A 22850-nucleotide genomic window follows, 5' to 3' on the forward strand; every position below is an offset into this window, starting at 1 on the left:
CGTCCGCCGCATCACGCCGCTCGCAGACGCTGCGCCAGGTGCCCGCCCAGCCGGTGCGCCAGCGCCATGATGGTCAGGGTCAGGTGCTTGTCGGGCAGCACGGGAACCACCCCGCCGTCGCACACATACAGATTGTCCAGACCATGGGCCTTCAGGTCGGCGTCGACCACGCCGGCGTGCGCGCCGCTCGACATGGCGGTCGTGCCGGCATAGTGGATGCCGGTGCCGCTGTTGTCGCGGGTGGTGTGATACAGCGTTGCCGAAGCGCGGCGCAGCACCTTGCGGCCCCAGTCCATCATGGCGTCCATCTGCTGGTGGGCGCGGCCGGGGATGGCAAAGTCGATGTCGACCTGGGGCACGCCCCAGGCATCCAAAGTGTCGCCCGGCCTGACGCGGTTGCCGGGCACGGGGTCGCCCGCACAGAACAGCCCGAGCGTCAGGTAGCTGTGGAACATGGCCCGCGAGAGCCGGTCCTTCAGGCCGGTGCTGAACAGGCGCATCGAGCCGAGGTAGTGCGGCGTCGTGGGGATGCCATGGATCGCATGGCCGATGAACGGGAACTCCGAACCGTCCGGCAGCCGGCCGCGCGACAGCAGGATCAGCAGGTCGCCGTAGCCGATGTCGTAGTCACGGTGCTTGCCCCAGAGCTTGTAGAGCGAGGTCGACAGCACGACTTTGGGATTGTCCTGCAGGCGGCGGCCCAACTGGTCCCCGTGGTTCGCCAACCCGCCGGGATGGCGGTCGTCGGCCGAGTTGAACAGGATGCGCGGCGTCTCGACGGCGCCGGCCGCCAGGACGACGTACCGTGCCCTCAGCCGATGGCGTTCGCCGCGGGCGACGTCCAGGTACTCGACCGCCGTCACGCGTGCGCCGTCGTCCTCGGCCAGCAGGCGCACGACTTTGGTGCCCGTGCGCAGGCGATAGTTGGGCCGTCCGGCGATGGTCGGCAGCAGGCGCACGGAGAACTTGTAGACGGCGCCCACCGGGCAGCCCGAGGTGCAAATGCCGGTCGAGACGCAGCTGTGCGGCGTGCCCGCGCGCGTGTTGATCGCCTTGCGGTTGGGGATCGCGTGGGAATGCGGCTCGCGCAGCGAGCGCACCGCGTCGACGATGATCCGGTCGGCCGGCCGCAGGGGCTTGGGCGGCACGTAGTGCCCGTCGGGGAGTTCCGGCAGGTTCTCGCGGGTGCCGCAGACGGTGATGAGTTCCTCGACGGCGCCGTAATGCGGCTCGAGCGTGGCGTAGTCGATGGGCCAGCCGCGCATGTCCTCGGGCGAAAAGCGCACGCTGACGCCGTTCCAGAGGTTTTGCAGCCCATTGAGCGCAAGAATCTGGAAATGCTGGAAAGCGCCCGGACGCCGCGCCGTGGACCCCGCCCGGCCATCCGCGAACAAGGGATGGATGAACAGGCTGTCGTGGGGATCGCTGGGCCAGACGGTGTCCGGGCCGATGCCCAGCGTATCGCCGCCGTCGGGTGGCGTGAGGCGGGTGAACTGGTCATCGGGCAGCGCGGGGCCTTGCTCGAGGGACACCACGTCGATGCCCGCCATCGCCAGCGTATGGGCAAGAATGCCGCCGCCGGCGCCGGTGCCGACGACGCAGACCTCGCAATCGTACTCAGCCATGGATCACCCCCGCCGTCCGCGTGCCCTCGCCGACCGACGCCAGGAAGGCGGGCGAGGCGTAGCGCACGTGCTCGAGGAACATCGTCAGCACGCGGGCTTCCGCACCCAGGGCGCGCCGGGTTCGGCGCACCCTGGCCAACGCGCAGCCAGACGGCGTGCAGGGCCACGCGGACCTGGTGATTGTCGTAGGCCAGCGCAGCCACCTGCGCCGCCATGGGCAGCAAATCCTGGCGGTAGGGACTCATGCCGATCAAGGCGCGCACCAGCGCCTCGGCCTGTTCGCGCGGCAGCCCGAGGCTGGCCTCGATGGCCCGCGCATCCGGCGCGGGCGCCGTCAGCCCGGGACGCAGCAGGCGCAGGGGCCGCCCGGCGGCCAGGTGGGCCTCGATGGCCTCCAGCGGCACGCCGTTGGTCTCGGGCACGTAGCGGCGCGTGAAAAACAGGCCCGCCACGCAAATCAGGGAATAGAAGGCAAAGACCCCGCCCAGCCCGAACGCGGCGACCAGGATCGGAAATGAGAAGACCACCACGAAATTCAGGCCCCAATTGGCGAGGGTCGCCATGCTCATGCCCAGGGCGCGGACGTGGCGCGGGTACACCTCGGACATCATGACGTAGGGCAAGGGACCCAGGCTGGCCGCGAAGGCCGCGATGTACAGCACCATGCCGAGGATCGCGATGACGTCGAGCCATTGCGCCTGGGTCCAGGCTCCCAGCGAGATCATGGCCAGGCTCACCGCGGCGCCGGCAAAGCCGATGTACAGCAGCGGCTTGCGGCCGATGCGGTCGATCAAGGCCATGCCGACGAGCGTCATGAGAACGTTGACGACGCCGATGCCCATGGTGGCCAGGATCTGGATGTCGTGCGAATCGAACCCGGCCTCCTTGAAGACGGTCGGCGCATAGTAGATGACGGCATTGATGCCGCTGAACTGCTGCAGCGCGAACAGGCCGACGCCCACCACCAGGGCCGGACGCACGCTCTCGGCCAGCAGGTCGCGCCATTTTGCCGCGGGTCCGTCTTGCGCCTCGGCATCGGCGGCCAGGATCTGGCCGAGTTCGCGCTCGATGCCGGGATCCGCGGGCGATACGCCACGCAAGCGCGCCAGCGCCTCGTGCGCCGCCTCGCCGCCGCGATGGGCCGCCAGCCAGCGCGGCGTATCGGTGAGGAACAGCATGCCCACGAACAGGGCCAGGCCGGGCACCGCCCCCAGGAGGAACATCGTGCGCCAGTCGTCGCCGAGGACGTAGTTGACGATGTACGCGCCCAGGATGCCCAGCGTCACGGCCAACTGGTAGATCGAGACCAGCATGCCGCGCTGGCGCGCGGGGGCGCTCTCGGCAATGTACAGGGGCGCCACGAGCGCGGCGATCCCGACGGCGAAACCGAGCAACAGGCGCGCGGCGCTGAGCATCCAGACGGCCGAGATCAGGCTGGACGCCACCGCCCCGAGAATGAACAGCACGGCCGCGGCCAGCAGCGAGGCGCGCCGGCCGAGGCGCTCGGCGGCATAGCCCGCGGCGACCGCGCCGAACAGCGCGCCCAGCGGCACGGCGGCCGTCATCAGCCCCTCGGCGCCGGGCGCGATGGCGAATGTGTCGCGCAGGAAGCCGAGCGCGCCGGCGATGACCCCTTCGTCGAATCCGAACAGGATGCCGGCCAGCCCCGCGATGACCGCGACGAAGTAGATCATGACAGGACCCCGGCCGCGACCTTGCGCATCGCGCGGACGATGTCGTCGACATCCTCGTCCGTGAGGCAGGACGCGATGGTCAGCAACGCCCCGTTCGCATGCAGGGCGTCGCAGCGCGGCAGCGCGCCGGCCCGGTAGTCGTAGTCCTGGGCGAAGGCGTTGGCCGGGTGGGTCCAGGGATGGCCGTCGCGGCTGTTGGAGCGCCGGTTCACCAGGCTGGGGATGTTGGAATACCAGTGTAGGCCCCACTCGCGCATGGTGAGGCAGGCGAGGCTGCCGGCCGGCCCGGCGATGCCCTCGGCGCGCAGCGCGGCGACGAAGCGCGCGGCCAGCGCCTCGTCGGGCAGGGCCATCAAGAGGAACGGCCCGGCGTCCCCCTGCGGATCGAGGACATTGCGGAACGTCAGGCCCCGGGTGCCTTCGAGCGCCTCGCGAATGCGCCATTTGGCCGAGCGCATGGCGCCGGTGATGCGCGGCAGCTTGCGCAATTGCGCCAGAAGCATGGCGCCGGTGAGTTCGTTCATGCGCGCGCCCATGCCCCACAACTGGATGCCCGGGTCGCTGGTGTCGAGCCGGCCCGCCGGCGTGCGCGGATAGCCCAGGTCGTGCAGGGCCACGACACGGCGAAACAATGTATCGTCATCGCAAACGACCATGCCGCCGTCGCCCGCCGTCATGTTCTTGTTCAACTGGAAGCTGAAGATGCCGATGTCGCCGAACCGGCCCACCGGCGTGCCCTGGAAGCTGGCGCCGGCGGTCTGGGCGCAATCCTCGATCAGGGCCAGCCCGCGGGCTCGGCACAAGGCCGCGATGCGGTCGATCCGCCCCGGTGCGCCGCTCATGTGCACGCACAGCACGGCGCGCGTATGCGGCCCGATCTTGCGTTCAAGGTCCTCGGGGTCCAGGCAGAAGGTATCGTCGATGTCGACCAGCCGGGGAATCGCGCCGGCGCGCACGATCGCCGACACGCAGCTGACCCACAGATAGCCTGGCACCATGACCTCGTCACCCGGGCCGATGTCCAGGGCGGACATGGCGATGCCGAGAGCGGCGGTGCCCGACGAAACGCCCAGCGCGTGCCGATGCCCGAAGGCCGCCTTCCATTCCGCCTCGAGCGTGTCCACCATCCCCTGGAGGTCGGGGCCGTAGAAGCGGAACGGACTGCGGGCCAGCACCACGCGCTCGACGAGTTCGCGTTCCTCCTCGCCGATCCAATGGGCGCCCGGAAGCTCCCAGGGCAAGGGCCGGGAGCGAACCGGGGTGCCGCCGTCGATGGCCAGGCGGCCGGCGTCCAATTGAGTGCCTTTCTGTGCCACGTCTGCGCTGCTCATGGAAAGCTCCTGTGGGTGTGTCAGGTCCGGAGCGGCGCGCCTAGCATGTATAGCCTATGAAGACTCGTCGTAAGACACCGACTTCAGTGGATAATTCAGCAAGAATCTATAGCGAGGGTAAATGATTTAAGTATAATTTGGTCCAGTTGTAAAGAAATTTGAATGACTGCGGATCCTGCCGATCCCTGCCCTTGCGCCGCTGTCGCGCAAGCCCGAATTTCCATTTGCGCCGGGCGCTTTTTCATGCCGAATCCCACACTGCGGATTGCCTTCCTGGTCTCCTGCGCGGGCGTCCTGTTTGGCTACGGCATCACCTCCATCGCCGGCGTGCTCGATACCTTGGGTCCCCTGTTCACCCTGGACCTGCACCAGACTCAATTCCTGGTGTTCATCCTGGTGGCCGCCTGCTTTGCCGGCGCGGCGGCTGCCGGCCCGCTATCGCTGCGCTGGGGCCGCCGGCCGACCATGGCCGCGGCCACGCTGGCCTCGGCCTGCGCCTACGCCTTCCTGCTGACCGCACCCACGCTGGGGGGCCTGATCGCTGCGCGTGTGCTGGCCGGCCTGTCCATCGGCCTGTACTCCATGGTGGTGCCGATGTTTGCGGCCGAAACCGCCCGGACGGCCCGGCGCGGGGCCGTCGTGGCCTTGTTCCAGTTGGCCATCACCGGTGGCATCCTGCTGTCCTACGGCCTGGCCTTGTGGTTCGACGCCCCCGATCAGTGGCAGTTCGTGCTGGGCGCGGGCCTGGCTCCGACCGTGCTGGCCACCCTGGCGCTGGCCGCACTGCCCGAGAGCCCGCGCTGGCTCGCCATGCGCGGCCGCCACGGCGAGGCGGACGAGGCCATCCTGCGTCTCGGGCTGCTGGACGAATGGCGGGCGATCGCCGAACCGCCGGCCGGGGCTGCCGCGCGGCCAGGCCTGCGCCAGGGGCGGGTGCTGGGCGTGCTGCTGCTGTGCAGCGCGCTGTTCGTGCTGCAGAATCTCAGCGGCATCGACGGGATCCTGTACTACGCGCCGCAGATCTTCAAGGGCCTGGGTTTCTCGGCGGGCACCGCGGCGCTGGGCGCCACGTTCGGCCTGGGCGTGGCCAATTTCCTGGCGACCATCGCCAGCGTCGCCCTGGTCGACCGCCTCGGACGGCGCCGGCTGTGGATCGGCGGCTCGGCCGCCATGGCCGTGGGACTGGCCGCGGTGATACTCGCCGCCCGCGACAGCGCGCCCTGGCTCGGGCTGTTCGGCCTGTGCCTCTACATCCTGGCCTTCGCCGTCAGCCTGGGGCCCCTGCCCTACGTCCTCATGTCGGAGCTTTTTCCCGCGGCGCTGCGGGAAAAGGGCATCGCGGCCGCCTCGGCCGTCAGCTGGCTGTTCAACGCCCTGATCGCCCTCACCTTCCTGTCCATCGTCGAGGCCGTGGGCCTGGACGGCGCCATGACGCTGTTCCTGGCGGTCTGCCTGCTGTCCCTGGCGCTGGGAATCTGGTTGTTGCCCGAGACCCGCCAGGTGTCGCTGGAGGACATCGAATCGCGCGTGCTGGCGGGCCTGCCGCTGCGCGAACTGGGCGTCGGCAGGCCTACCGGCCCTGGACCGGCACGAAGCCCTCGATCTGCAGCAGCCGGACCTTGCGCTCCAGGCCGCCGCCATAGCCGTTGAGCGTGCCGTTGCGGGCCAGGATGCGATGGCAGGGAATGATGATGCTGACGGGGTTGCTGCCCACGGCCGTGCCCACCGCCCGGCCGTGGCCGGCGCCCATGCCGGTGGCAAGGGCCAGTTCGCCATAGGACAGGGTATCGCCCCAGGCGACGTCCAGCAGCGCCCGCCAGACTTTGTGCTGGAAGGCCGTGCCCCGCGGGGCCAGCGGCACGTCGAACACCCGGCGCGCGCCGCGCCAGTATTCGTCCAGTTCCCGCTGCGTCTGTTGCAGGACGCCCAGGGCGTGCGCGGGGGTGTCGGCCTGCAGCAGGCGCATGGGCGCCCCGGCCTCGGCACCGCCCTGCCGGCCGGCCGCCGCCGGGGGCGCGCCGCCGTTCGCAAACAGATCGCCGCTTGCGGCCGCTGGTTTCCGCACGACCTTGAACGTGCGCAGCGCCCGGCCGCCCTGCATGCCCGCCGTGGGGTCGGACACCACCAGCCCGTCCCCCGCCGCCATGCCCGGCACGCGGGGCAAGTCCCGCTGGTCCGTGAAATACAGGCCCGTCAGGCCCGCCTCATCGGATTCCAGGAGGACGGGCCCCAGCGGCGACGGAACCAGGGCGCGGAACGGCACGCTTGCCTCAGGCGGCCGCCGGGGTGTCGGCCAGGCGCTGCCAGGTATCGACCACCGTGTCCGGATTCAGGGAGATCGAGAGGATGCCCTCGTCGCGCAGCCACAGTGCCAGGTCGGGATGATCGCTGGGCCCCTGCCCGCAGATGCCGACGTACTTGCCGGCTTTCAGGCAGGCCTGGATGGCGCGGCGCAACATGAACCGCACCGCTTCGTCGCGCTCGTCGAAATCCACCGCCAGCAGTTCGAGCCCGGAATCGCGGTCCAAGCCCAGGGTCAGCTGGGTCATGTCGTTCGAGCCGATCGAGAAGCCGTCGAAGTACTGCAGGAACTGGTCGGCCAGGATGGCGTTGGACGGCACCTCGCACATCATCACCAGGCGCAGGCCGTTCTCGCCGCGCTTCAGACCGTGCGAGGCCAGCAGGTCCGCCACGCGGCGGGCCTGGTCGACGGTGCGCACGAAAGGCACCATGATCTCGACGTTGGTCAGGCCCATGTCGTCGCGGACTTTCTTGAGGGCCTCGCATTCCATGCGGAAGCACTCGTCGAAATCCTCGGAGACGTAGCGCGAGGCCCCGCGAAAGCCCAGCATCGGGTTTTCTTCCTCGGGCTCGTAGCGCGAACCGCCGACCAGCTTGCGGTACTCGTTGGACTTGAAATCCGACAGGCGCACGATGACCGGCTTCGGATAGAAGGCCGCGCCGATGGTGGCCACGCCCTCGGCGAGCTTCTCGACGAAGAAGGCGCGCGGGCTGGCATAGCCGCGCGCGGCCGACTCGACGGCCTTTTTCAGGTCGGCGTCCACGTTCGGGTAGTCGAGAACCGCCTTGGGATGCACGTTGATGTTGTTGTTGATGATGAATTCCAGGCGCGCCAGGCCCACGCCGGCGTTCGGGATCTGCGAGAAATCGAAGGCGAGCTGCGGATTGCCGACGTTCATCATGATCTTGACGCCGATGTCGGGCATCTCGCCCCAGCGGACCTCCTCGATCTCGGTCTCGATCAGCCCGTCGTAGATGCGGCCCTCATCGCCCTCGGCGCACGACACGGTGACCTCGCGCCCATTGGCCAGCACGTCGGTGGCGGTGGCGCAGCCGACGACGGCGGGGATGCCGAGCTCGCGCGCGATGATGGCGGCGTGGCAGGTGCGTCCGCCGCGGTTGGTGACGATCGCGGCGGCCATCTTCATGACGGGTTCCCAATTGGGATCCGTCATGTCGGTGACGAGGATGTCGCCGGGACGGACCTGGTCCATTTCCGTGACGTCGGCGACCACCCGCACGGTGCCCGAGCCGATCTTCTGGCCGATCGCGCGGCCGGTGATCAGGACCTCGCCGGTGGCCTTGAGGCGGTAGCGTTCCTGGACGTCGTGGTGGCCCTGCTGGGATTTAACGGTCTCGGGGCGTGCCTGGAGGATGTAAAGTTTGCCGTCGATGCCGTCGCGGCCCCATTCGATGTCCATCGGACGCTGATAGTGGTCCTCGATGATGGCGGCGTAGCGGGCGAGCTCGATGATCTCGTCATCCGTCAGCGAATAGCGGTTGCGCTCGGAGGCGGGCACCTCGACGGTGCGCACCGCGTGCCCCGAGGCGCGCTGCTCGTCGAATTCCATCTTGATGAGCTTGGAGCCGATGCGGCGGCTGATGATGGGATAGTGGCCCGAGGCGAGCATGGGCTTGAAGACGTAGAATTCGTCGGGATTCACCGCGCCCTGGACGACGGTTTCACCCAGGCCGTAGGATGAGGTGATGAACACCACGTCCTTGAAGCCGGACTCGGTGTCCAGCGTGAACATGACGCCGGCGCTGCCCTTGTCGGAGCGCACCATGCGCTGGATGCCCGCCGACAGGGCCACCTCGGCGTGGGCATAGCCCTTGTGCACGCGGTACGAGATCGCGCGGTCGTTGTACAGCGAGGCGAACACGTGGCGGACCTTGTCGAGCACGTCCTCGATGCCGACCACGTTCAGGTAGGTTTCCTGCTGGCCGGCGAACGACGCGTCGGGCAGGTCCTCGGCGGTGGCCGAGGAGCGCACGGCAAAGGAGCCCTTGCCGTCGGCATCCAGCACCGCGAACGCGCTGCGGATGGCCTGCTCGAAGTCCGCCGGAAACGGCGTGTCGATGATCCATTGGCGGATCTGTGCGCCCGCCTCGGCGAGTTCGCGCACGTCGTCGGCATCGAGCACGTCCAGGCGCTGGTTGATGCGGGCGTCCAGCCCGGTCGATTTGAGGAAATCGCGGAAGGCGTCGGCCGTGGTCGCGAACCCGCCCGGCACCCGGACACCGGCGCCGGCGAGCTGGCTGATCATTTCACCAAGCGATGCGTTCTTGCCTCCTACCGAGTCCACGTCCGTCATGCGGAGCTGCTCGAAAGATACGACGTACGACATAGAGTCACCTTTAAAGATAGAGAAAGCGTGTTTGCCCGGCGCACACGATCCCAGGATTGCAGGCAGCATGGTTTTGTGCCCTGCAATATGTGCGCCCGGCAAACCAGCCTTGCTTGCTGGTCGGGTGACTGTTAATCTTTGCGGATTGTACCGTTTCTGGCGCCTGCCGGTTCAAATTCATGGCTGATTCCCCGATCGAACGCACCGTCTTCATCGTCTCCGACAGCACCGGGATCACGGCCGAAACCTTCAGCCATGCAGTGCTTTCGCAATTCGAACAGATTCAGTTCGAGGCGGTGCGCCTGCCCTTCATCGACTCGGTCGAAAAGGCCGATGCTGCGGCGCAGCGAATCGCCCACAAGGCCAGCCACGACGCCCTGCCGCCGCTGGTGTTCAGCACCCTCGTCGATTCCGAGATCGCCGACAGGATCCGCGAGGTGCCCTGCATATTCCTCGACCTGTTCGGCGCCTTCGTCCAGCACCTCGAGGAAGCCCTCGGCATGAAATCCAACCGTTCGGTGGGCCGCTCGCACACCAACGGCTTGTCCAAGCAATACAACAAGCGCATCGAGGCGATCAATTTCAGCCTGGCCCATGACGACGGCCAGTTCGTCAATGGGCTCGAGCAGGCCGACGTGATCCTGGTGGGCGTCTCGCGCTGCGGCAAGACCCCCACCAGCCTGTACCTGGCGATGCAATACGCGGTCAAGGCGGCCAACTTTCCGCTGATCCCCGAGGATTTCGACCGTGGCGCCCTGCCCCACACCCTGCACCCCTACCGCCGTAAACTGTTCGGCCTGTCGATCCACCCCGAACGCCTCGCCGAGGTGCGCCACGAGCGCCGGCCCAACAGCACCTACGCCTCCTTGCGTCAGTGCCGCCAGGAAGTCGCCGACGCCGAGCGCCTCATGCGCATGGAAAACATCCCCTGGCTGTCGACCACGACGCGCTCGATCGAGGAAATCTCGACCAAGATCCTCGACGAGGTCGGCCTGGATCGCCTGACGTACTAAGGACGCCGCGCGGGTGCCGCGGCCCGCGCGCCTATCCGGCCCGGCCGCGCCGGATCATCCACCGTAGCCGAACATGCGGGGCAGCCACAGCGACAGGTCGGGGAACGCGATCAGCAAGCCCAGGCAGACCACCAGCCAAAACAGGAACGGCAGCACGTCGCGCACGATGTCGCGCAGCGGCGCCTCGGCGATCCGCGTCATGATGAACAGCAGCAGGCCATAAGGCGGCGTGACGAGGCCCAGCATGATGTTGACCACGCAGACGACGCCAAAGTACACCAGATCGATGCCCAGGGCATTGGCCGTCGGGATGAGCACCGGCAGGATGACGAGGATGATGGTGGTGCCCTCGAGGATGCAGCCCAGCAGCAGCAGGATCACGTTGACGAGAATCAGGAAACCGATGGGCGAGAGGTCCCAGCCGGTCAGGAAGACCCGCAGCGTTTCCGGGATGTTCTCGACCGTCACCACGTAATTGAAGACCAGGGCGCCCGCGATCAGCATGCCGATGGAGGCGCTGGTGCGCGCGCTGGCCAGCACGGAGTGATAGAACTCGGCAAAGGTGACGCTGCGGTAGAGGCCCGCGGCGATGAGCAGCGCATAGCCGGCGGCGACCGCGGCGGCCTCGGTGGGCGTGGTGATGCCGGAATAGATGCCGCCCAGGAGCACCACCGGCATCATCAGCGCCGGAAACGCCTCGACGGTGATGCGCGGCAGCTCGCGCAGCGGCGTCGGCGGCTCGACCGGGAATTGCCGGCGCCTGGCCTGATAAGCCACCTGTACCATGAGGAGCAGCGTCATCAGCAGACCCGGCACGACGCCCGCCAGAAACAGGTAGCCGATCGACGTGTCCGAGACAAAGGCGTAGATGATCATCGGGATCGACGGCGGGATGATGGGACCGATCACCGCGGTCACCGCGGTCAGGGCCGCCGCGTAGCTGGCGGGATAGCGGTCACCGTCGGTCATGAGCTTTTGCATGACCTTGCCCGAACCCGCGGCATCGGCGATCGCCGATCCCGACATGCCGGCGAAAATCAGGCTTTGCAGCACATTGACCTGGGCCAGGCCGCCCCGGAAACGGCCGACCAGGGCGTTGCAGAACCTGAGCAGGCGGTCGGTCATCGAACCGATGTTCATCAATTCCGCCGCCAGGATGAACAAGGGCACCGCCAGGATGATGTAGTTGGACATCATCCCGTTGAGGAACTGTTCGGCGGCCGTGCCCATGTCCAGGCCCGCCAGCCCGAGGTACAGGATCGAGCCCGCGATCATCGCATGCCCGACCGGCAGGCCCAGGAAGGCCAGCGCGGTGATGGCGACCAGCGCGATGGAAAAAGGACTGGCGACATTCATACGCCCGACCCCGCCTTGGTGGGATCGTAGCGGTCGCGGTCATGGCCGCGCAGCACGCGCCACGACAGCCAGACATAGCGGACGATGATGGCGACCACGAACACAATGTAGATCGAATAGAGCCAGTCCATGCGGATATTCAGGTACGAGCTCTTTTCGACCTTCATGAAGGTCACGTAGTCCACCACGGCGGGAAAGGATATGCCGTACAACAGGACGATCGATACGGCGGTGATCAGGAACATCGCGCCGCGGACCCGCGGCCCCGCGGCCGACAGAAGCAGGTCGAAGCGCATTTCTTCTTCTTCGCGCACGACGAAGGCCGCCCCCCAGAGCACGATCCAGATCCACAGGACGGAGCTGAGTTCGCTGGACCAGCCGCTGGGCCAGCTGAGGACATAGCGGAAGAATACCTGGACGAGAAAGGCGAAGAACATCGTCGCGAGCATGAGTGCAAGGACGTTCTCGGCGCGGCGGTAGAGCCAAGCGCCCATGGCGCGCAGACTGGGGGACATCTGGGGCTTTCCTTGAGCAGTGGTGGGCGGCCGGGCCGCCGGCCGGCGGATATGCCGACCGGCGGGAAGCCCGGTACCGCGCGGATGCGGATCAGAGCGCGTTGATCTTGTCGATCATGCCGGGGATCCAGTCCTTGGAAAGATCGGATGCCAGGTATTCCTTCTGGACGTGTGTCCGGAAAGCGTCCAGATCGGGCGTGTAGATCTTCAGGCCCTTGCTCGAGAAGAATTCAGCGAGTTCCTTTTCCCGCGCCAGGTGCTGCTGGGTCGAGAAGTCGATGGCCGAGTCGGCCGCCGCCTGGACTTTCGCCTGCGTGGCCGGATCCATTCCGTTCCAGACCTTCGTCGACATCGCGAGCAGGTCGAAAGCCACCAGGTGGGACGTCAGGGCGATCTGGCTCATGACCTCGTAGAACTTCATGTTCTCGACGTTGGGCAAGGGATTGTCCTGCCCGTCGATGGCTCCGGTCTGCAGGCCCGTATACACCTCGGCATAGGCCATCGGCGTCGGATCCGCGCCCAACGCCCTGCCCAGGAACTGCCAGGCGTCGCCGCCGGGCATGCGCAGCTTGATGCCCTTGAGGTCGGCCGGCGTCGAGATTTTCCGGTCCGGCTTCAGGCCCAGCTGGCGCACCCCGTAATAGGTGGGCCCCAGGACCTTGATCCCGAGCTTGTCCTCGGACATTTGCTTGAGCTCGGCCGCCTCCGGGCTGCGAAAGAATTTATTGACGTGCGCTGCGTCGCGAAACAGATAGCCGGCCGTCACGATGGACCAGGCGGGAAGCTGCTTGGACATGTCCTGCGGCGCGATGTTGCTCATTTCGAGGTTGCCGCGCTGCACGGCGACGAGCTCGGTGCCCTGCTTGAACAGCGTGCCGCCGTAATAGCCCTCAAAGACGAAATCGTCCTTGATCGCATCGGCGAACTTCTTCATCATTTGCGCGCGGATATCCTGGTCCGAGAATACGGCCGAGAAGCGCAATTTCGGTTTGTCTTGGGCGATCGCGGGCAAGGCGGCCGTGGCTGCGAACAGTCCGGTACCGATCAGAACTTGGCGGCGCTTGGTGCTTGGTGTCATGTCTTCCTCCTGTGGCGAAATGGATCTGGACGTCCACGGTGTCTGGCATCCGCCTTCAGGCTGCACGCCGGCGAATTAACCAAACGGTACATCACGTTCGCACAGTGTATCTCAAGCAAAAGCGCAAAAAACAAAAATTCTGGTTACCCCTAATAAGGCCCACCGGGCGGCTGCTTGCCGGCGACCAGTTGCTGGCGCCGTTGCTCGAACAGGCAGACCGCCGCCGCCGCGGCCACATTCAAGGATTCGACCGCATCGGTTTGCGCGATCCGGACCCGCAGCGCCGCCGCATCCACCAATACGGGATCGACGCCCTCGCCCTCGTTCCCAAACACCCAGGCGCAGGGTCCGCGCAAGTCGAGGGCGTACAGGTCCTGCGTCCCATCGAGGGCTGTCGCCGCCAGGGGAAGCTCCAGCCGCGCGAGGGCGGCACGCAGGTCCACGCGCTCGTGGATGCGCAGCGCGAAGTGGGCGCCCTGCCCCCCGCGCAAGACCTTGGGCGACCAGGCCGAGGCGCAACCCGTCGACAGGTAGGCGGCGTGCAAGCCCGCCGCCGCCGCCGTACGCAGCAGCGCGCCGAGGTTTCCCGGGTCCTGGACCCGGTCGAGCCACAGGCAGGATTCGGCGATCCGCGCAGGCGGCGGGGGGCACGGCGGCTGGACCAGCAGGAACAGCCCCGGCGGCCCGTGTGCGACCTGGGTCAGGGCCTCGCTCAAGGTGGACTGCAGCAAGACGCAGCGCCGGCCGCCCGCGCCCATCAGCCAGCGGCCTGCGGCGGTGTCCGCGGCCCGCTCGTCCAGGATGGCCAGGGGTGCCGGCCCATGGTGCGCGACCCAGGCGCGGCACAGGTGTTCGCCTTCGAGCAGGACGCGTGACTCGCCGCGCGGTCCGCGACCCTGAGCCAGCCGCAGCCACAGGCGGAAATCGGGATTGTCGCGAGACGCAATGTGACGCATGGCGGCCCCGCGCCTCATCGGTCCTGCAAGCTGCGGCGCACGGGCGCGAAGCTGCGCCGATGCTCCGGACAGGGCCCGTGCTCGGCCAGGCGATCAAGGTGCAGCGCGGTGCCGTAGCCCTTGTGGCGATCGAAGGCATACAGCGGGTAGCGCGTGTGCAGCGCCAGGCACCAGGCGTCGCGCGCAGTCTTGGCCAGGATCGAGGCCGCCGAGATCGCCGGTTCGCGGGCATCGCCGCCGATGAGGGCGTGCGCCTCGCACGGCAGGCCCGTGGGCAGGCGGTTGCCGTCGACCAGGATCAGACCCGGCGGCACGGCCAAGCCCCGGCAGGCCTCGCGCATGGCCGCCAGCGTCGCCTGCAGGATATTGACGCGGTCGATTTCGGCCGCCGCCGACCAGGTGATGCGCCAGGCGACGGCCTGGGCCTTGATTTGCAGGGCCAGGGCCTCGCGGCGGCCGGCGGTCAGCTTCTTGGAGTCATCCAGGCCCGCGATGGGCCGGCGCGCGTCCAGGATCACGGCGGCGGCGAATACCGGGCCCGCGAGCGGCCCACGCCCGGCCTCGTCCACACCGGCCACGAGCATGCCCTCGAGCGGCGGGCGATCGAACAGATCAGGCTGCACGGTCACCGCAAACCTCCAGGATCGCCTGGGCGGCCAAGCCGCGCGTATCCCGGCGCAGCGACTCGTGGATCTCCAGGAAGCGGCGCGCGACCGCCTCGCCGTGTGCCCGGTCGCTGAGCGCCCGCCAGGCATGGGCGGCCAGCGCCTCGGGCGTGGCGGCCTCCTGCAGCAGCTCGGGCGCGACGAAATCCCGCGCCAGCACATTGGGCAGGCCGACCCAGGGGACGCTGGGCGCATCCTGGCCGGACTTCCACGCCATGATGCGTCGCATCCAGGGCGAAATCACGTAGGAAATCACCAGGGGCCGCTTGAACAAGGCGGCCTCGAGGGTGGCCGTGCCGCTGGCCGCCAGCACCGCGTCCGCCGCCTCCATCACATGCCAGGCCACCGGCCAGGCGGCCGTCCGGGCATCGGCCGGATCGTCCGACGGCGGCACGGCGTCCAGCACTCGGCACGCGGGCAGCGGATGCGCGCGCAGCACCGCCTCGAACTGGGTGCGGCGCTGGGGATTCACCATGGGCACGAGAATCAACAGTCGGGGGTCTTCGCGCATCAGGCGGCGCGCCGCCTCGAGAAAGCGCGGGGCCAGCAGCCGGATCTCGGATTCACGGCTGCCGGGCAGCAGGCCCAGCACGCGGCGCCCGGGCTCGATGCCCAATCGGCGGCGCGCCGCCTCGCGGTCGGGTTGCAGCGGAATCAGCTCGGCCAGCGGATGGCCGACATAGGTCACCGGTATGTCATGCGCGCGATAGATGTCGACCTCGAAGGGAAACAGCACCAGCATGTGCGACACGGCGCGCTTGATCGCATGGATGCGCTCGAAGCGCCAGGCCCAGATCGAGGGGCCCACGAAATGCACGGTCGGGATGCCCGCGGCCCGCAGTTGCCCCTCGAGACGCAAATTGAAATCCGGCGCATCCACGCCGACGAACACGTCGGGGCGCTGCGCCAGCAGGCGGCTGCGGGTGTCGCGATAGGTCCGCAACAGGCGCGGCGCGCGGCGCAAGGCATCCACGTAGCCGAACACGGACAGCGCATCCATGGGATGCCAGGCCTCGAATCCGGCCCGCGCCATGGCGGGGCCGCCGATGCCCATCAGGCGGGCATCCGGGACCCGGTCCCGCACCCCCTGGATCATGCGCGCGGCCAGCAGATCGCCGGAGGGTTCGCCGGCCACCACGCCCACACGCACCCCCGAAGCGCTCATGGACGCACGATGCCCCGGCTGGATGCCAGGAGGAAATCCAATAGGGTCTGGACGGCGGGTGCTTCGCCGGGTTGGGTGGATTGCAGTTCGCCCAGGGCCTCGATGGCCTGCTCGACGTTGAGCTTGCGCCGGTAGAGGATCTTGTAGGCCTCTTTCAGCGCGAGGATGTCGGCGGGCGTGAAGCCGCGCCGGCCCAGGCCCTCGGAATTGATGCCGACCGGACGGAAAGGGTCGCCCGCGCCGATCATGTAGGGCGGCACGTCCTGGCGCACCGAGCTGGTGCCGCCGATCATCGCATGGGCGCCGATGCGCACGAACTGGTGCACGGCCGACAGCCCGCCCAGAATGGCCCAGTCGCCGATGTGGATGTGGCCGGCGAGCTGGACGCTGTTGGCGATCACCACGTGGCTGCCGACCTGGCAGTCATGGGCGATGTGGACGTAGGCCATGATCCAGTTGTCGTCGCCCAGGCGCGTGGTGCCGATGTCCTGCCGGGTCCCGAGGTTGACGGTCACGTACTCGCGGAACGTATTGCCCGCGCCGATCTCGAGGCGGGTGGGTTCGCCCTGGTACTTCTTGTCCTGCGGAATGCCGCCGATCGAGCAGAACCGGTAGAAATGATTGCCCGGCCCGATCGTGGTGCGCCCGTCGATCACGCAGTGCGGGCCGACGCGGGTGTCCGCGCCGATGCTCACGTGCTCGCCGATGATGCTGTAGGGGCCGATGCTGACGCCTTCGTCCAGCCGGGCTCCCGGCGCCACGATGGCCGTGGGGTGGATCTGCGCCCCCATTATTCCTCCAGGATGCGGACCGCGCACATGATCTTGGCCTCGGCCGCGATCTGGTCGTCGACCTTGGCCACCGCCGTGTACTTGCAGATCGAGCGGCTGAGCTTGTCGGCGCTGACCTCCATGCGCAGCTGGTCGCCGGGGACCACCGGCCGCCGGAAACGCGCGCCGTCCACCCCCACCAGGTAATAGGCGATCTTGGTGCTGGCGAGGTTGGGGGCGCCCGCGTCGGCGAAGGAAAACAGCGCCGCGGCCTGTGCGAGGGCCTCGATGATGAGCACCCCCGGCATCACCGGGTGATGGGTGAAATGACCCTGGAAAAAAGGCTCGTTGTAGGTGACGTTCTTGATCGCCACGATGCTTTTTCCGGGGTCCATCTCGAGCACGCGGTCGACCAGCAGCATCGGTTGCCGATGCGGCAAGCGCTCCATGATGTCTTTGATATCAAGTTCCATCTTTTTTCTTGTCCTGCTAACAATTCGCAATCAAAGCGTCCATATCGACGTCCCGCAGAGGAATCAGCCCTGCCCTTGGCGCTCGATGGCCCGCAGTCGCTTGCGCAATTGCGCGAGCTGCCCGATGACCGCCGCGTTGCGCTGCCAGTCGGCATGCCCGGCAGCGGGAAAGACCCCGGTGTATCGGCCCGGCTGGAGAATGTCACCGGTGACGGCGGTGCCGCCCGAGATGTGCACGTCGTCGCCCAGTGTCAAGTGCCCCGCGAACATCGCGGCGCCGCCGATGATGCAGCGCTTGCCCATCGTGGTCGACCCGGCGACACCCACGCAGGCGGCCATGGCGGTGTGGTCGCCGATGAGGCAATTATGGCCGATCATGATCTGATTATCGAGCTTGACGCCGTTGCCCAGGACCGTGTCCTCGATGGCGCCGCGATCCACCGTGGTGTTGGCGCCGATCTCGACGTCGTCGCCCAGCAGCACGCCGCCCAGCTGCGCGATCTTGGACCAGGCGCCGGTGTCCTTGCTGGGATCAGGCGCGAATCCGAATCCGTCGGCCCCGAGGACGACCCCCGAATGCAGAATGGCGCGGTCGCCGATGCGCACCCCATGGTAAAGGGTCACGCGGGCGTGCAGAATGGCGTCGCGGCCGATGGTGCTGCCCGCGCCGATCACGCAGCCCGCACCGATGCGCGTGCCGGCGCCGACGCGCACGCCTGCATCGATGACGGTGAGCGGCCCGATATGGACCCCCGGCGCGATCTCCGCATCCACGGCGATCACGGCCGAGGGGTGCACGCCCGTCGGCAGGCCCGCCATGCGCCGCTGGTCGAACCATTGGGCCAGCAAGGCATACAGCAGGTAGGGCTGGCTGCACAGGACCGCGGTCCAGCCAGGCGCCGCACCGCCCTCATCCGCCCGGAAGGCTTCCCAGTCCTGCGGGCGCAGGATCACGGCGGCCGCCCGCGAGGCGGCCAGCCGGCCGGCCAGTTTGGGGTTGGAGAGAAAGCTGATTTCCTGGGCACCGGCGGCGGACAGGGATCCGATGCCGGCGATCCGGATGCCGCGCCCGTCGCCCGGGCCGGCCAGCGACCAGTCCAGGCCTACAGTATTGGCCGCACCGAGGAGTTCAGGCAAGTCCGGCGCCTGATCCGGCGCGAGCAATACCGGCATCGCAAATCAGCCGCCCAGCGCCTGGATGACCTGGTCGGTGATGTCCACGCGAGGGCTGACGGTGACGGCGTCCTGGATGATCAGGTCGTAATTCTGTTGCTCGGCGATCGTCTTGATGGCGGCATCGGCTTTTTCGACGATGGCGGAGAATTCCTCGTTGCGGCGGCGGTTGAAGTCCTCTTGGAACTCGCGGCGCTTGCGCTGCAGGTCGGAATCCAGGTCGGCGAGTTGGCGCTGGCGCTTGATGCGCTCGCTCTCGGAGAGGACCGGCGCGTCCTTGTCGAGCTTTTGAGCCTGGGCGCGCAGGTTGTTGGCGAGTTTCTGCAATTCCTCGTCGCGACGCTTGAACTCGGATTCGATCTTGGCCTGCGCGGCCTTGGCCGGCTTGGAATCGCGCAGAATGCGCTCGGTGCTGACAAAGCCGATCTTGGTGCCTTGCGCATACGACGGCGCGACGAACAAGGCCCCCATCCCCAGCACAGCGGCAATGGCCAGCGTCCGGTGGCCGCGTACGGCCTGCCCGATCAATCCTGAAAAACTCAAACCTGAAAGGAACATGAAGGGTCTACCTTGCAAAGAATGCGATGCGAAATAGTTATTGTGCCATCAAACGGCGCGAATCAGAAACCGGTGCCGATCTGGAATTGAAACACCTGTTTCCGATCGCCTTCCTTCGCGTTCAGCGGCCGGGCGATCGACAGTTGCAGGGGACCCAACGGCGATTCCCAGGACAGGCCCAGGCCCGCGGAGTACTTCCAGCCGCAGGGGTCCTCGACACTGCCGCCGATGCCGCGGGCGCACTCGGATCCGTCGGTGTTCGCGATCTGGCCGATGTCCGTGAACATGAACCAGCGCAGGGTCCTGTCGCGGGAGGCGCCCGGGAACGGCAGATAGAGCTGGACATTGGCGTACATGCGCCGCGAGCCGCCCAGGAAGGTGTCGGTGAGGGTGTCGCGCGGGCCCAGGGATGCGCCCTCGTAGCCCCGCACCGAGCCGATGCCGCCGGCATACATGTTTTTGATCACCGGGAAGGTCTTGCCGCCGTAGGCCCTGGCCCAGTCGACCTGGCCGTTCACCGCGAAGGTGTAGGACCGGCCCAGCGGCCAGTAGTATTGCTGCTGCCCCGAGAGCTTGTAGTACTGCAGGTCCATCGTCGAGAAATCGGCCGACAGGCGCGTGTAGCCGCCCTTGTGGGGTGCCAGCGCGCTGTCGCGGGTGTCCTTGGACCAGCCCACGGTGAAGATCCCGGCATTGGTGGTCTCGCCGTACTCGTCGACGAAGTTCTGGTAGGCCTGCGGCGCGGGATTGTCGCCGGTGCGGCGGATGTCCCGGAGCGAATTGCGCTCGAAGGTGAGGCCGGCGAAGATCCGGTCGACCTCGGAAATCGGCACGCCGAAATTCAAGCCCAGCCCCATGGATTCGATCTTGTACCAACCGAGGGAGTCGGTATCCGAGACGTCGTACGGCGTAATGCGGCGATAGTAGAGGGACGTGGTCTTGCTGATGCCGTCCTGCGTCCAGTACGGGTTCGTGTGGCTGATCACGGCCGCGCGATTGGATTTGCTGGTGTTGACCTGCAAGGACAGCGAATTGCCGCTGCCAAAGACATTATCCTGGCTGATGCCGGCCGACAGCATGAGCTTTTCGGTCGAGCCGTAGCCCACGCCGAGGTTGATCATGCCGGTGGGCTTTTCCTTGACGTCGACGTTGACGTCCACCTGGTCCGGGGAACCCGGCACCGGCGCGGTGTCGATGTTGACCTCGTTGAAATAGCCCAGCCGATCGATGCGGTCGCGCGAGGTCTTGATGCTGCCGGCATCGTACCAGGCGGCCTCCTGCTGGCGCATCTCGCGGCGCACCACTTCGTCGCGCGTGCGCGTGTTGCCGCCGATCTGGATCCGGCGCACATAGACCCGGCGGCCCGGGTCGACGTAGAAGGTCAGCTTGGCGACGTGGTTTTCGCGGTCGAGCTCCGGGTTCGGGTTGGCGTTGGCAAAGGCATATCCGAGACCGCCCAGATAGTCGGTGATCGACTTGGCCACGGCGTTGGTCTTTTCGGCGGAGAACACCTCGCCTTCCTTGATGGTCACCAAGGGTTGGAGCTTGTCGTCCAGGCCCAGCAGGTCGCCCGCCAGCTGGACGGGCCCGAGGGTATAGGGGTCGCCCTCGTGGACGGTCATGGTGATGTAGATCTCGCGCCGGTCGGGCGAGATGCTGACCTGGGGCGGCTCGATGGCGAATTCCAGGTAGCCGCGGTCCAGGTAGTACGACCGGATGCGCTCGACGTCGCCCTCGAGTTTCTCGCGCGAGTATTTGTCGGTGCCGGTGTACCAGGTCATCATGCCCGACGTGGTGAGCTCCATCTGGTCGGCCAGCGTACTCGATGAAAACGCCTTGTTGCCGATGAAGTCGATGCGGGCGATCTTTGCCACGTCGCCTTCGAAGATGTCGAAGGCGACGCCCACGCGGTTGCGCGGCAGCGGCGTGATGATCGGGCTGACCTCGACGCCGTACTTGCCCTTGGACAGATATTGCTGCTTGAGTTCGAAGACCGCGCGCTCGAGCATGGCCTGGTCGAAGATCCGGCCCTGGCCGAAGCCGACCTGCGAGAGTGATTTGGTCAGCGCCTTGGCATCGAATTCGCGCATCCCGTTGAAGCTGATGGACGCGATCGTGGGGCGTTCCTCGACGGTGACGACCAGCACGTCGCCCTGCGCGTCGATCTTGACGTCGTTGAAGAAGCCCGTGCCGTAGAGTTTCTGGATGGCCTCGCCCGCCTGGTCCTCGGTGAAGGTCTGGCCGATCTTGACGGGCAGGTACGTGAAAATCGTGCCTGGATCGACGCGTTCGATGCCCTTGACCTGGATGTCCCGCACCACGAAAGGCGTGAAGGCGGCGGCGACGGCCGGGGTCATCAGCGCGGCCAGGACGAGCGGCAAAATGCGTTTTGCGAGACGGGACTGCGGGCGAGACGACATCCTGGTGAATCCTTGGTCAGCCGTGAAAGGGACAACGCGCAAGCGATGCGGGATTGTAAGACACAACGGCGCTAACTGAAAAGGCGAACCAGATCGTTGAAAAAGGCCAGGGACATCAGCCCGAACAGCAGTGCGACGCCCACGCGCTGGCCGGCCTCGCGCATTCGGTCGGGCACTGCCCGCCCACGGATCGCCTCGATCAGGTAGAACAGCAGATGCCCGCCGTCTAGCATGGGGATGGGCAGGAGGTTCAGCACGCCGATGCTGATGCTGATCAGGGCCAGGAACCCGATATAGGGCTCCAGGCCCTGGCGCGCGGTCTGGCCCGCGTAGTCCGCGATCGTCACCGGCCCGCTGATGTTCCGGAGAGACACGTCGCCCAGGACCATGCGTCCCATCATGCGCAGGCTGAAGCCGGTCATGTCCACGGTGCGCACCACCCCTTGTCGCAGACTGTCCAGGAGCCCCAGGCGCGCCTCGACCATGGGGCGCTCGCCCTGCACCAGGACGCCGATACGGCCGACGGGGGCGCCCTCCCCGTCCGGCTGGATGCGCGGCGTGACCGACAGCGACAGCTCGGCGCCGTCGCGGCGCACGCGCACCGGCAGGGCCTGGCCGGGATGGGCGCTGATGATGTCGACCATGGCCGACACGCTGGGCTGCTCGACGCCGCCGATGGCCTCCACCAGATCTCCCGCTCGCAGTCCGGCCTCCTCGGCGGCGCCTCCGGGAATGAGCTCCCCCAGCATGGGCCGGGGTTCGACAAGCCCCAGGCCGGCCTCGGCGAGCGGATCCGGGCCGTCCGGCGCGGCGTCGCCGCCGCGTACGCGCAACTGCAGCGTACGCGGTGCACCGCCGCCGGCCGGGCGTACGTCCAGCGCGATGTCGCCGCCGCGCACCAAGGGATCCAGCAGACGCCAGCGCGCATCGGTCCATGAGCGCACCGGCACGCCGTCGACGCGCAGCAATTCGTCCCCCCCGGCAAGGCCGGCCCGGGCCGCGGGCGTGCCGGCGGCGGGCGTCGAGAGGATGGCCGCGGGCTCGAGCGTCCCCATCAGCCCCAGGCTGGCATACAGCAAGATGGCCAGCAGCAGATTCGCGAGGGGGCCGGCCAGGACGATGGCGCTGCGCTGGCCCAGGCTCTTGCGGTTGAATGCCTCGCGGCTGGCGGCCTCGTCCGCACCGGCGGGCGGCTCGTCGAGCATTTTGACGTAGCCGCCCAGGGGGATGGCCGACAGGGCCCATTGCGTGCCGTGGCGGTCGGTGCGCTGCCACAGGATCCGGCCGAAACCCACGGAAAAGCGCAGCACCCGGACCCCGCAGCGTCGTGCCACCCAGTAATGGCCGAACTCGTGGAAGGTCACGAGCAGGCCCAGGGCGAAGGCAAAGGCGAGCAGGGTCAGCACCAT

The 22850-nt window shown here is 67.5% G+C and carries 19 protein-coding genes and 1 pseudogene; 2 read left to right on the forward strand and 18 right to left on the reverse strand.

Features of this window, described 5'->3' with window-relative positions; genetic code table 11:
• Positions 1-11: 11 nt before the first annotated feature.
• The 4 genes and pseudogenes from OOZ48_RS14155 to OOZ48_RS14170 all read right to left on the reverse strand — a co-directional run bounded on the left by OOZ48_RS14155 (position 12) and on the right by OOZ48_RS14170 (position 4650).
• The gene (locus tag OOZ48_RS14155; protein WP_332108277.1) at positions 12-500 is read right to left on the reverse strand and encodes a GMC family oxidoreductase; all 489 of its coding nucleotides are present in this window, start codon (positions 498-500) and stop codon (positions 12-14) included.
• Positions 501-737: 237 nt separating this feature from the next.
• Positions 738-962: pseudogene (locus OOZ48_RS14160) on the reverse strand (GMC family oxidoreductase N-terminal domain-containing protein); the annotation flags it as partial.
• The gene (locus tag OOZ48_RS14165; RefSeq protein ID WP_269499410.1) at positions 860-3319 is read right to left on the reverse strand and encodes a sugar porter family MFS transporter; all 2460 of its coding nucleotides are present in this window, start codon (positions 3317-3319) and stop codon (positions 860-862) included. The pseudogene OOZ48_RS14160 and the gene OOZ48_RS14165, both read right to left, overlap by 103 nt.
• Positions 3316-4650 carry a DegT/DnrJ/EryC1/StrS family aminotransferase gene (locus OOZ48_RS14170; RefSeq protein ID WP_269499413.1) on the reverse strand — a complete coding sequence of 445 codons (1335 nt, stop codon included), beginning with the start codon at positions 4648-4650 and terminating at the stop codon, positions 3316-3318. The genes OOZ48_RS14165 and OOZ48_RS14170 overlap by 4 nt, the downstream gene beginning before the upstream one ends.
• Before the next feature lie 243 nt (positions 4651-4893).
• Here OOZ48_RS14170 and OOZ48_RS14175 point away from each other — a divergent pair, with 243 nt between their 5' ends.
• Positions 4894-6300, forward strand: a complete 1407-nt coding sequence (locus tag OOZ48_RS14175; RefSeq protein ID WP_269499416.1) for a sugar porter family MFS transporter — start codon at positions 4894-4896, stop codon at positions 6298-6300.
• On the opposite strand, the gene OOZ48_RS14180 is transcribed toward OOZ48_RS14175, so the two are convergent.
• Together OOZ48_RS14180 and ppsA are read right to left on the reverse strand one after the other, a co-directional pair.
• Positions 6221-6913, reverse strand: a complete 693-nt coding sequence (locus OOZ48_RS14180) for a methylated-DNA--[protein]-cysteine S-methyltransferase (protein WP_269499417.1) — start codon at positions 6911-6913, stop codon at positions 6221-6223. The genes OOZ48_RS14175 and OOZ48_RS14180 overlap by 80 nt on opposite strands.
• A 7-nt stretch (positions 6914-6920) precedes the next feature.
• The gene (gene ppsA / locus OOZ48_RS14185; protein ID WP_269499419.1) at positions 6921-9299 is read right to left on the reverse strand and encodes a phosphoenolpyruvate synthase; all 2379 of its coding nucleotides are present in this window, start codon (positions 9297-9299) and stop codon (positions 6921-6923) included.
• Positions 9300-9478: 179 nt separating this feature from the next.
• Here ppsA and ppsR point away from each other — a divergent pair, with 179 nt between their 5' ends.
• On the forward strand, positions 9479-10312 hold the full coding sequence (gene ppsR / locus OOZ48_RS14190) for a posphoenolpyruvate synthetase regulatory kinase/phosphorylase PpsR (protein ID WP_269499421.1): 834 nt from the start codon (positions 9479-9481) through the stop codon (positions 10310-10312).
• A gap of 54 nt (positions 10313-10366) precedes the next feature.
• Here the strand turns inward: ppsR and OOZ48_RS14195 are convergent, their stop codons facing one another.
• The 12 genes from OOZ48_RS14195 to rseP form a co-directional block, all read right to left on the reverse strand.
• On the reverse strand, positions 10367-11668 hold the full coding sequence (locus tag OOZ48_RS14195) for a TRAP transporter large permease (protein WP_269499423.1): 1302 nt from the start codon (positions 11666-11668) through the stop codon (positions 10367-10369).
• On the reverse strand, positions 11665-12183 hold the full coding sequence (locus OOZ48_RS14200) for a TRAP transporter small permease (RefSeq protein ID WP_269499425.1): 519 nt from the start codon (positions 12181-12183) through the stop codon (positions 11665-11667). Before OOZ48_RS14200 ends, OOZ48_RS14195 begins: the two co-directional genes overlap by 4 nt.
• Positions 12184-12274: 91 nt before the next feature.
• A complete protein-coding gene (gene dctP, locus OOZ48_RS14205; RefSeq protein WP_269499428.1) occupies positions 12275-13261 on the reverse strand; it encodes a TRAP transporter substrate-binding protein DctP in 987 nt (328 codons plus the stop codon).
• A gap of 149 nt (positions 13262-13410) precedes the next feature.
• Positions 13411-14217, reverse strand: coding sequence for a TrmH family RNA methyltransferase (locus OOZ48_RS14210; protein WP_269499430.1), 807 nt, complete (start codon positions 14215-14217; stop codon positions 13411-13413).
• 14 nt (positions 14218-14231) lie between these two features.
• Positions 14232-14801 carry a ribonuclease HII gene (gene rnhB, locus OOZ48_RS14215; protein WP_269499567.1) on the reverse strand — a complete coding sequence of 190 codons (570 nt, stop codon included), beginning with the start codon at positions 14799-14801 and terminating at the stop codon, positions 14232-14234.
• Positions 14802-14829: 28 nt separating this feature from the next.
• On the reverse strand, positions 14830-16047 hold the full coding sequence (lpxB, locus tag OOZ48_RS14220; protein ID WP_269499433.1) for a lipid-A-disaccharide synthase: 1218 nt from the start codon (positions 16045-16047) through the stop codon (positions 14830-14832).
• Positions 16044-16838, reverse strand: coding sequence for an acyl-ACP--UDP-N-acetylglucosamine O-acyltransferase (lpxA, locus tag OOZ48_RS14225; RefSeq protein ID WP_269499435.1), 795 nt, complete (start codon positions 16836-16838; stop codon positions 16044-16046). Before lpxA ends, lpxB begins: the two co-directional genes overlap by 4 nt.
• Positions 16838-17290, reverse strand: coding sequence for a 3-hydroxyacyl-ACP dehydratase FabZ (fabZ, locus tag OOZ48_RS14230; RefSeq protein ID WP_269499438.1), 453 nt, complete (start codon positions 17288-17290; stop codon positions 16838-16840). Before fabZ ends, lpxA begins: the two co-directional genes overlap by 1 nt.
• Positions 17291-17353: 63 nt before the next feature.
• The gene (gene lpxD, locus OOZ48_RS14235; RefSeq protein WP_269499440.1) at positions 17354-18463 is read right to left on the reverse strand and encodes a UDP-3-O-(3-hydroxymyristoyl)glucosamine N-acyltransferase; all 1110 of its coding nucleotides are present in this window, start codon (positions 18461-18463) and stop codon (positions 17354-17356) included.
• A 6-nt stretch (positions 18464-18469) separates the two neighbouring features.
• Positions 18470-19021 (reverse strand): OmpH family outer membrane protein, encoded by a 552-nt coding sequence (locus OOZ48_RS14240; RefSeq protein WP_269499442.1) that lies wholly within the window; start codon positions 19019-19021, stop codon positions 18470-18472.
• Between the two features lie 62 nt (positions 19022-19083).
• A complete protein-coding gene (bamA, locus tag OOZ48_RS14245) occupies positions 19084-21441 on the reverse strand; it encodes an outer membrane protein assembly factor BamA (protein ID WP_269499444.1) in 2358 nt (785 codons plus the stop codon).
• A 71-nt stretch (positions 21442-21512) separates the two neighbouring features.
• Complete coding sequence (rseP, locus tag OOZ48_RS14250) at positions 21513-22850, reverse strand: RIP metalloprotease RseP (protein WP_269499446.1); 1338 nt, start codon at positions 22848-22850, stop codon at positions 21513-21515.

It is taken from the genome of Castellaniella sp. S9 (assembly GCF_027257175.1).
Taxonomy (GTDB): Bacteria; Pseudomonadota; Gammaproteobacteria; order Burkholderiales; family Burkholderiaceae_B; genus Castellaniella.

Coding starts and splice junctions, on each gene's coding strand:
- rseP (WP_269499446.1), bottom strand. CDS start 22,850: ATGGTGCTGACCCTGCTCGCCTTTGCCTTCGCCCTGGGCCTGCTCGTG.
- rnhB (WP_269499567.1), bottom strand. CDS start 14,801: ATGCTCGTGGCCGGTGTGGACGAGGCCGGGCGTGGGCCGCTCGCGGGC.
- ppsR (WP_269499421.1), top strand. CDS start 9,479: ATGGCTGATTCCCCGATCGAACGCACCGTCTTCATCGTCTCCGACAGC.
- lpxA (WP_269499435.1), bottom strand. CDS start 16,838: ATGGGGGCGCAGATCCACCCCACGGCCATCGTGGCGCCGGGAGCCCGG.
- dctP (WP_269499428.1), bottom strand. CDS start 13,261: ATGACACCAAGCACCAAGCGCCGCCAAGTTCTGATCGGTACCGGACTG.
- OOZ48_RS14170 (WP_269499413.1), bottom strand. CDS start 4,650: ATGAGCAGCGCAGACGTGGCACAGAAAGGCACTCAATTGGACGCCGGC.
- OOZ48_RS14240 (WP_269499442.1), bottom strand. CDS start 19,021: ATGTTCCTTTCAGGTTTGAGTTTTTCAGGATTGATCGGGCAGGCCGTA.
- OOZ48_RS14155 (WP_332108277.1), bottom strand. CDS start 500: ATGCGCCTGTTCAGCACCGGCCTGAAGGACCGGCTCTCGCGGGCCATG.
- bamA (WP_269499444.1), bottom strand. CDS start 21,441: ATGTCGTCTCGCCCGCAGTCCCGTCTCGCAAAACGCATTTTGCCGCTC.
- OOZ48_RS14200 (WP_269499425.1), bottom strand. CDS start 12,183: ATGTCCCCCAGTCTGCGCGCCATGGGCGCTTGGCTCTACCGCCGCGCC.
- OOZ48_RS14175 (WP_269499416.1), top strand. CDS start 4,894: ATGCCGAATCCCACACTGCGGATTGCCTTCCTGGTCTCCTGCGCGGGC.
- OOZ48_RS14165 (WP_269499410.1), bottom strand. CDS start 3,319: ATGATCTACTTCGTCGCGGTCATCGCGGGGCTGGCCGGCATCCTGTTC.
- OOZ48_RS14210 (WP_269499430.1), bottom strand. CDS start 14,217: ATGCGTCACATTGCGTCTCGCGACAATCCCGATTTCCGCCTGTGGCTG.
- lpxD (WP_269499440.1), bottom strand. CDS start 18,463: ATGCCGGTATTGCTCGCGCCGGATCAGGCGCCGGACTTGCCTGAACTC.
- ppsA (WP_269499419.1), bottom strand. CDS start 9,299: ATGTCGTACGTCGTATCTTTCGAGCAGCTCCGCATGACGGACGTGGAC.
- lpxB (WP_269499433.1), bottom strand. CDS start 16,047: ATGAGCGCTTCGGGGGTGCGTGTGGGCGTGGTGGCCGGCGAACCCTCC.
- OOZ48_RS14195 (WP_269499423.1), bottom strand. CDS start 11,668: ATGAATGTCGCCAGTCCTTTTTCCATCGCGCTGGTCGCCATCACCGCG.
- fabZ (WP_269499438.1), bottom strand. CDS start 17,290: ATGGAACTTGATATCAAAGACATCATGGAGCGCTTGCCGCATCGGCAA.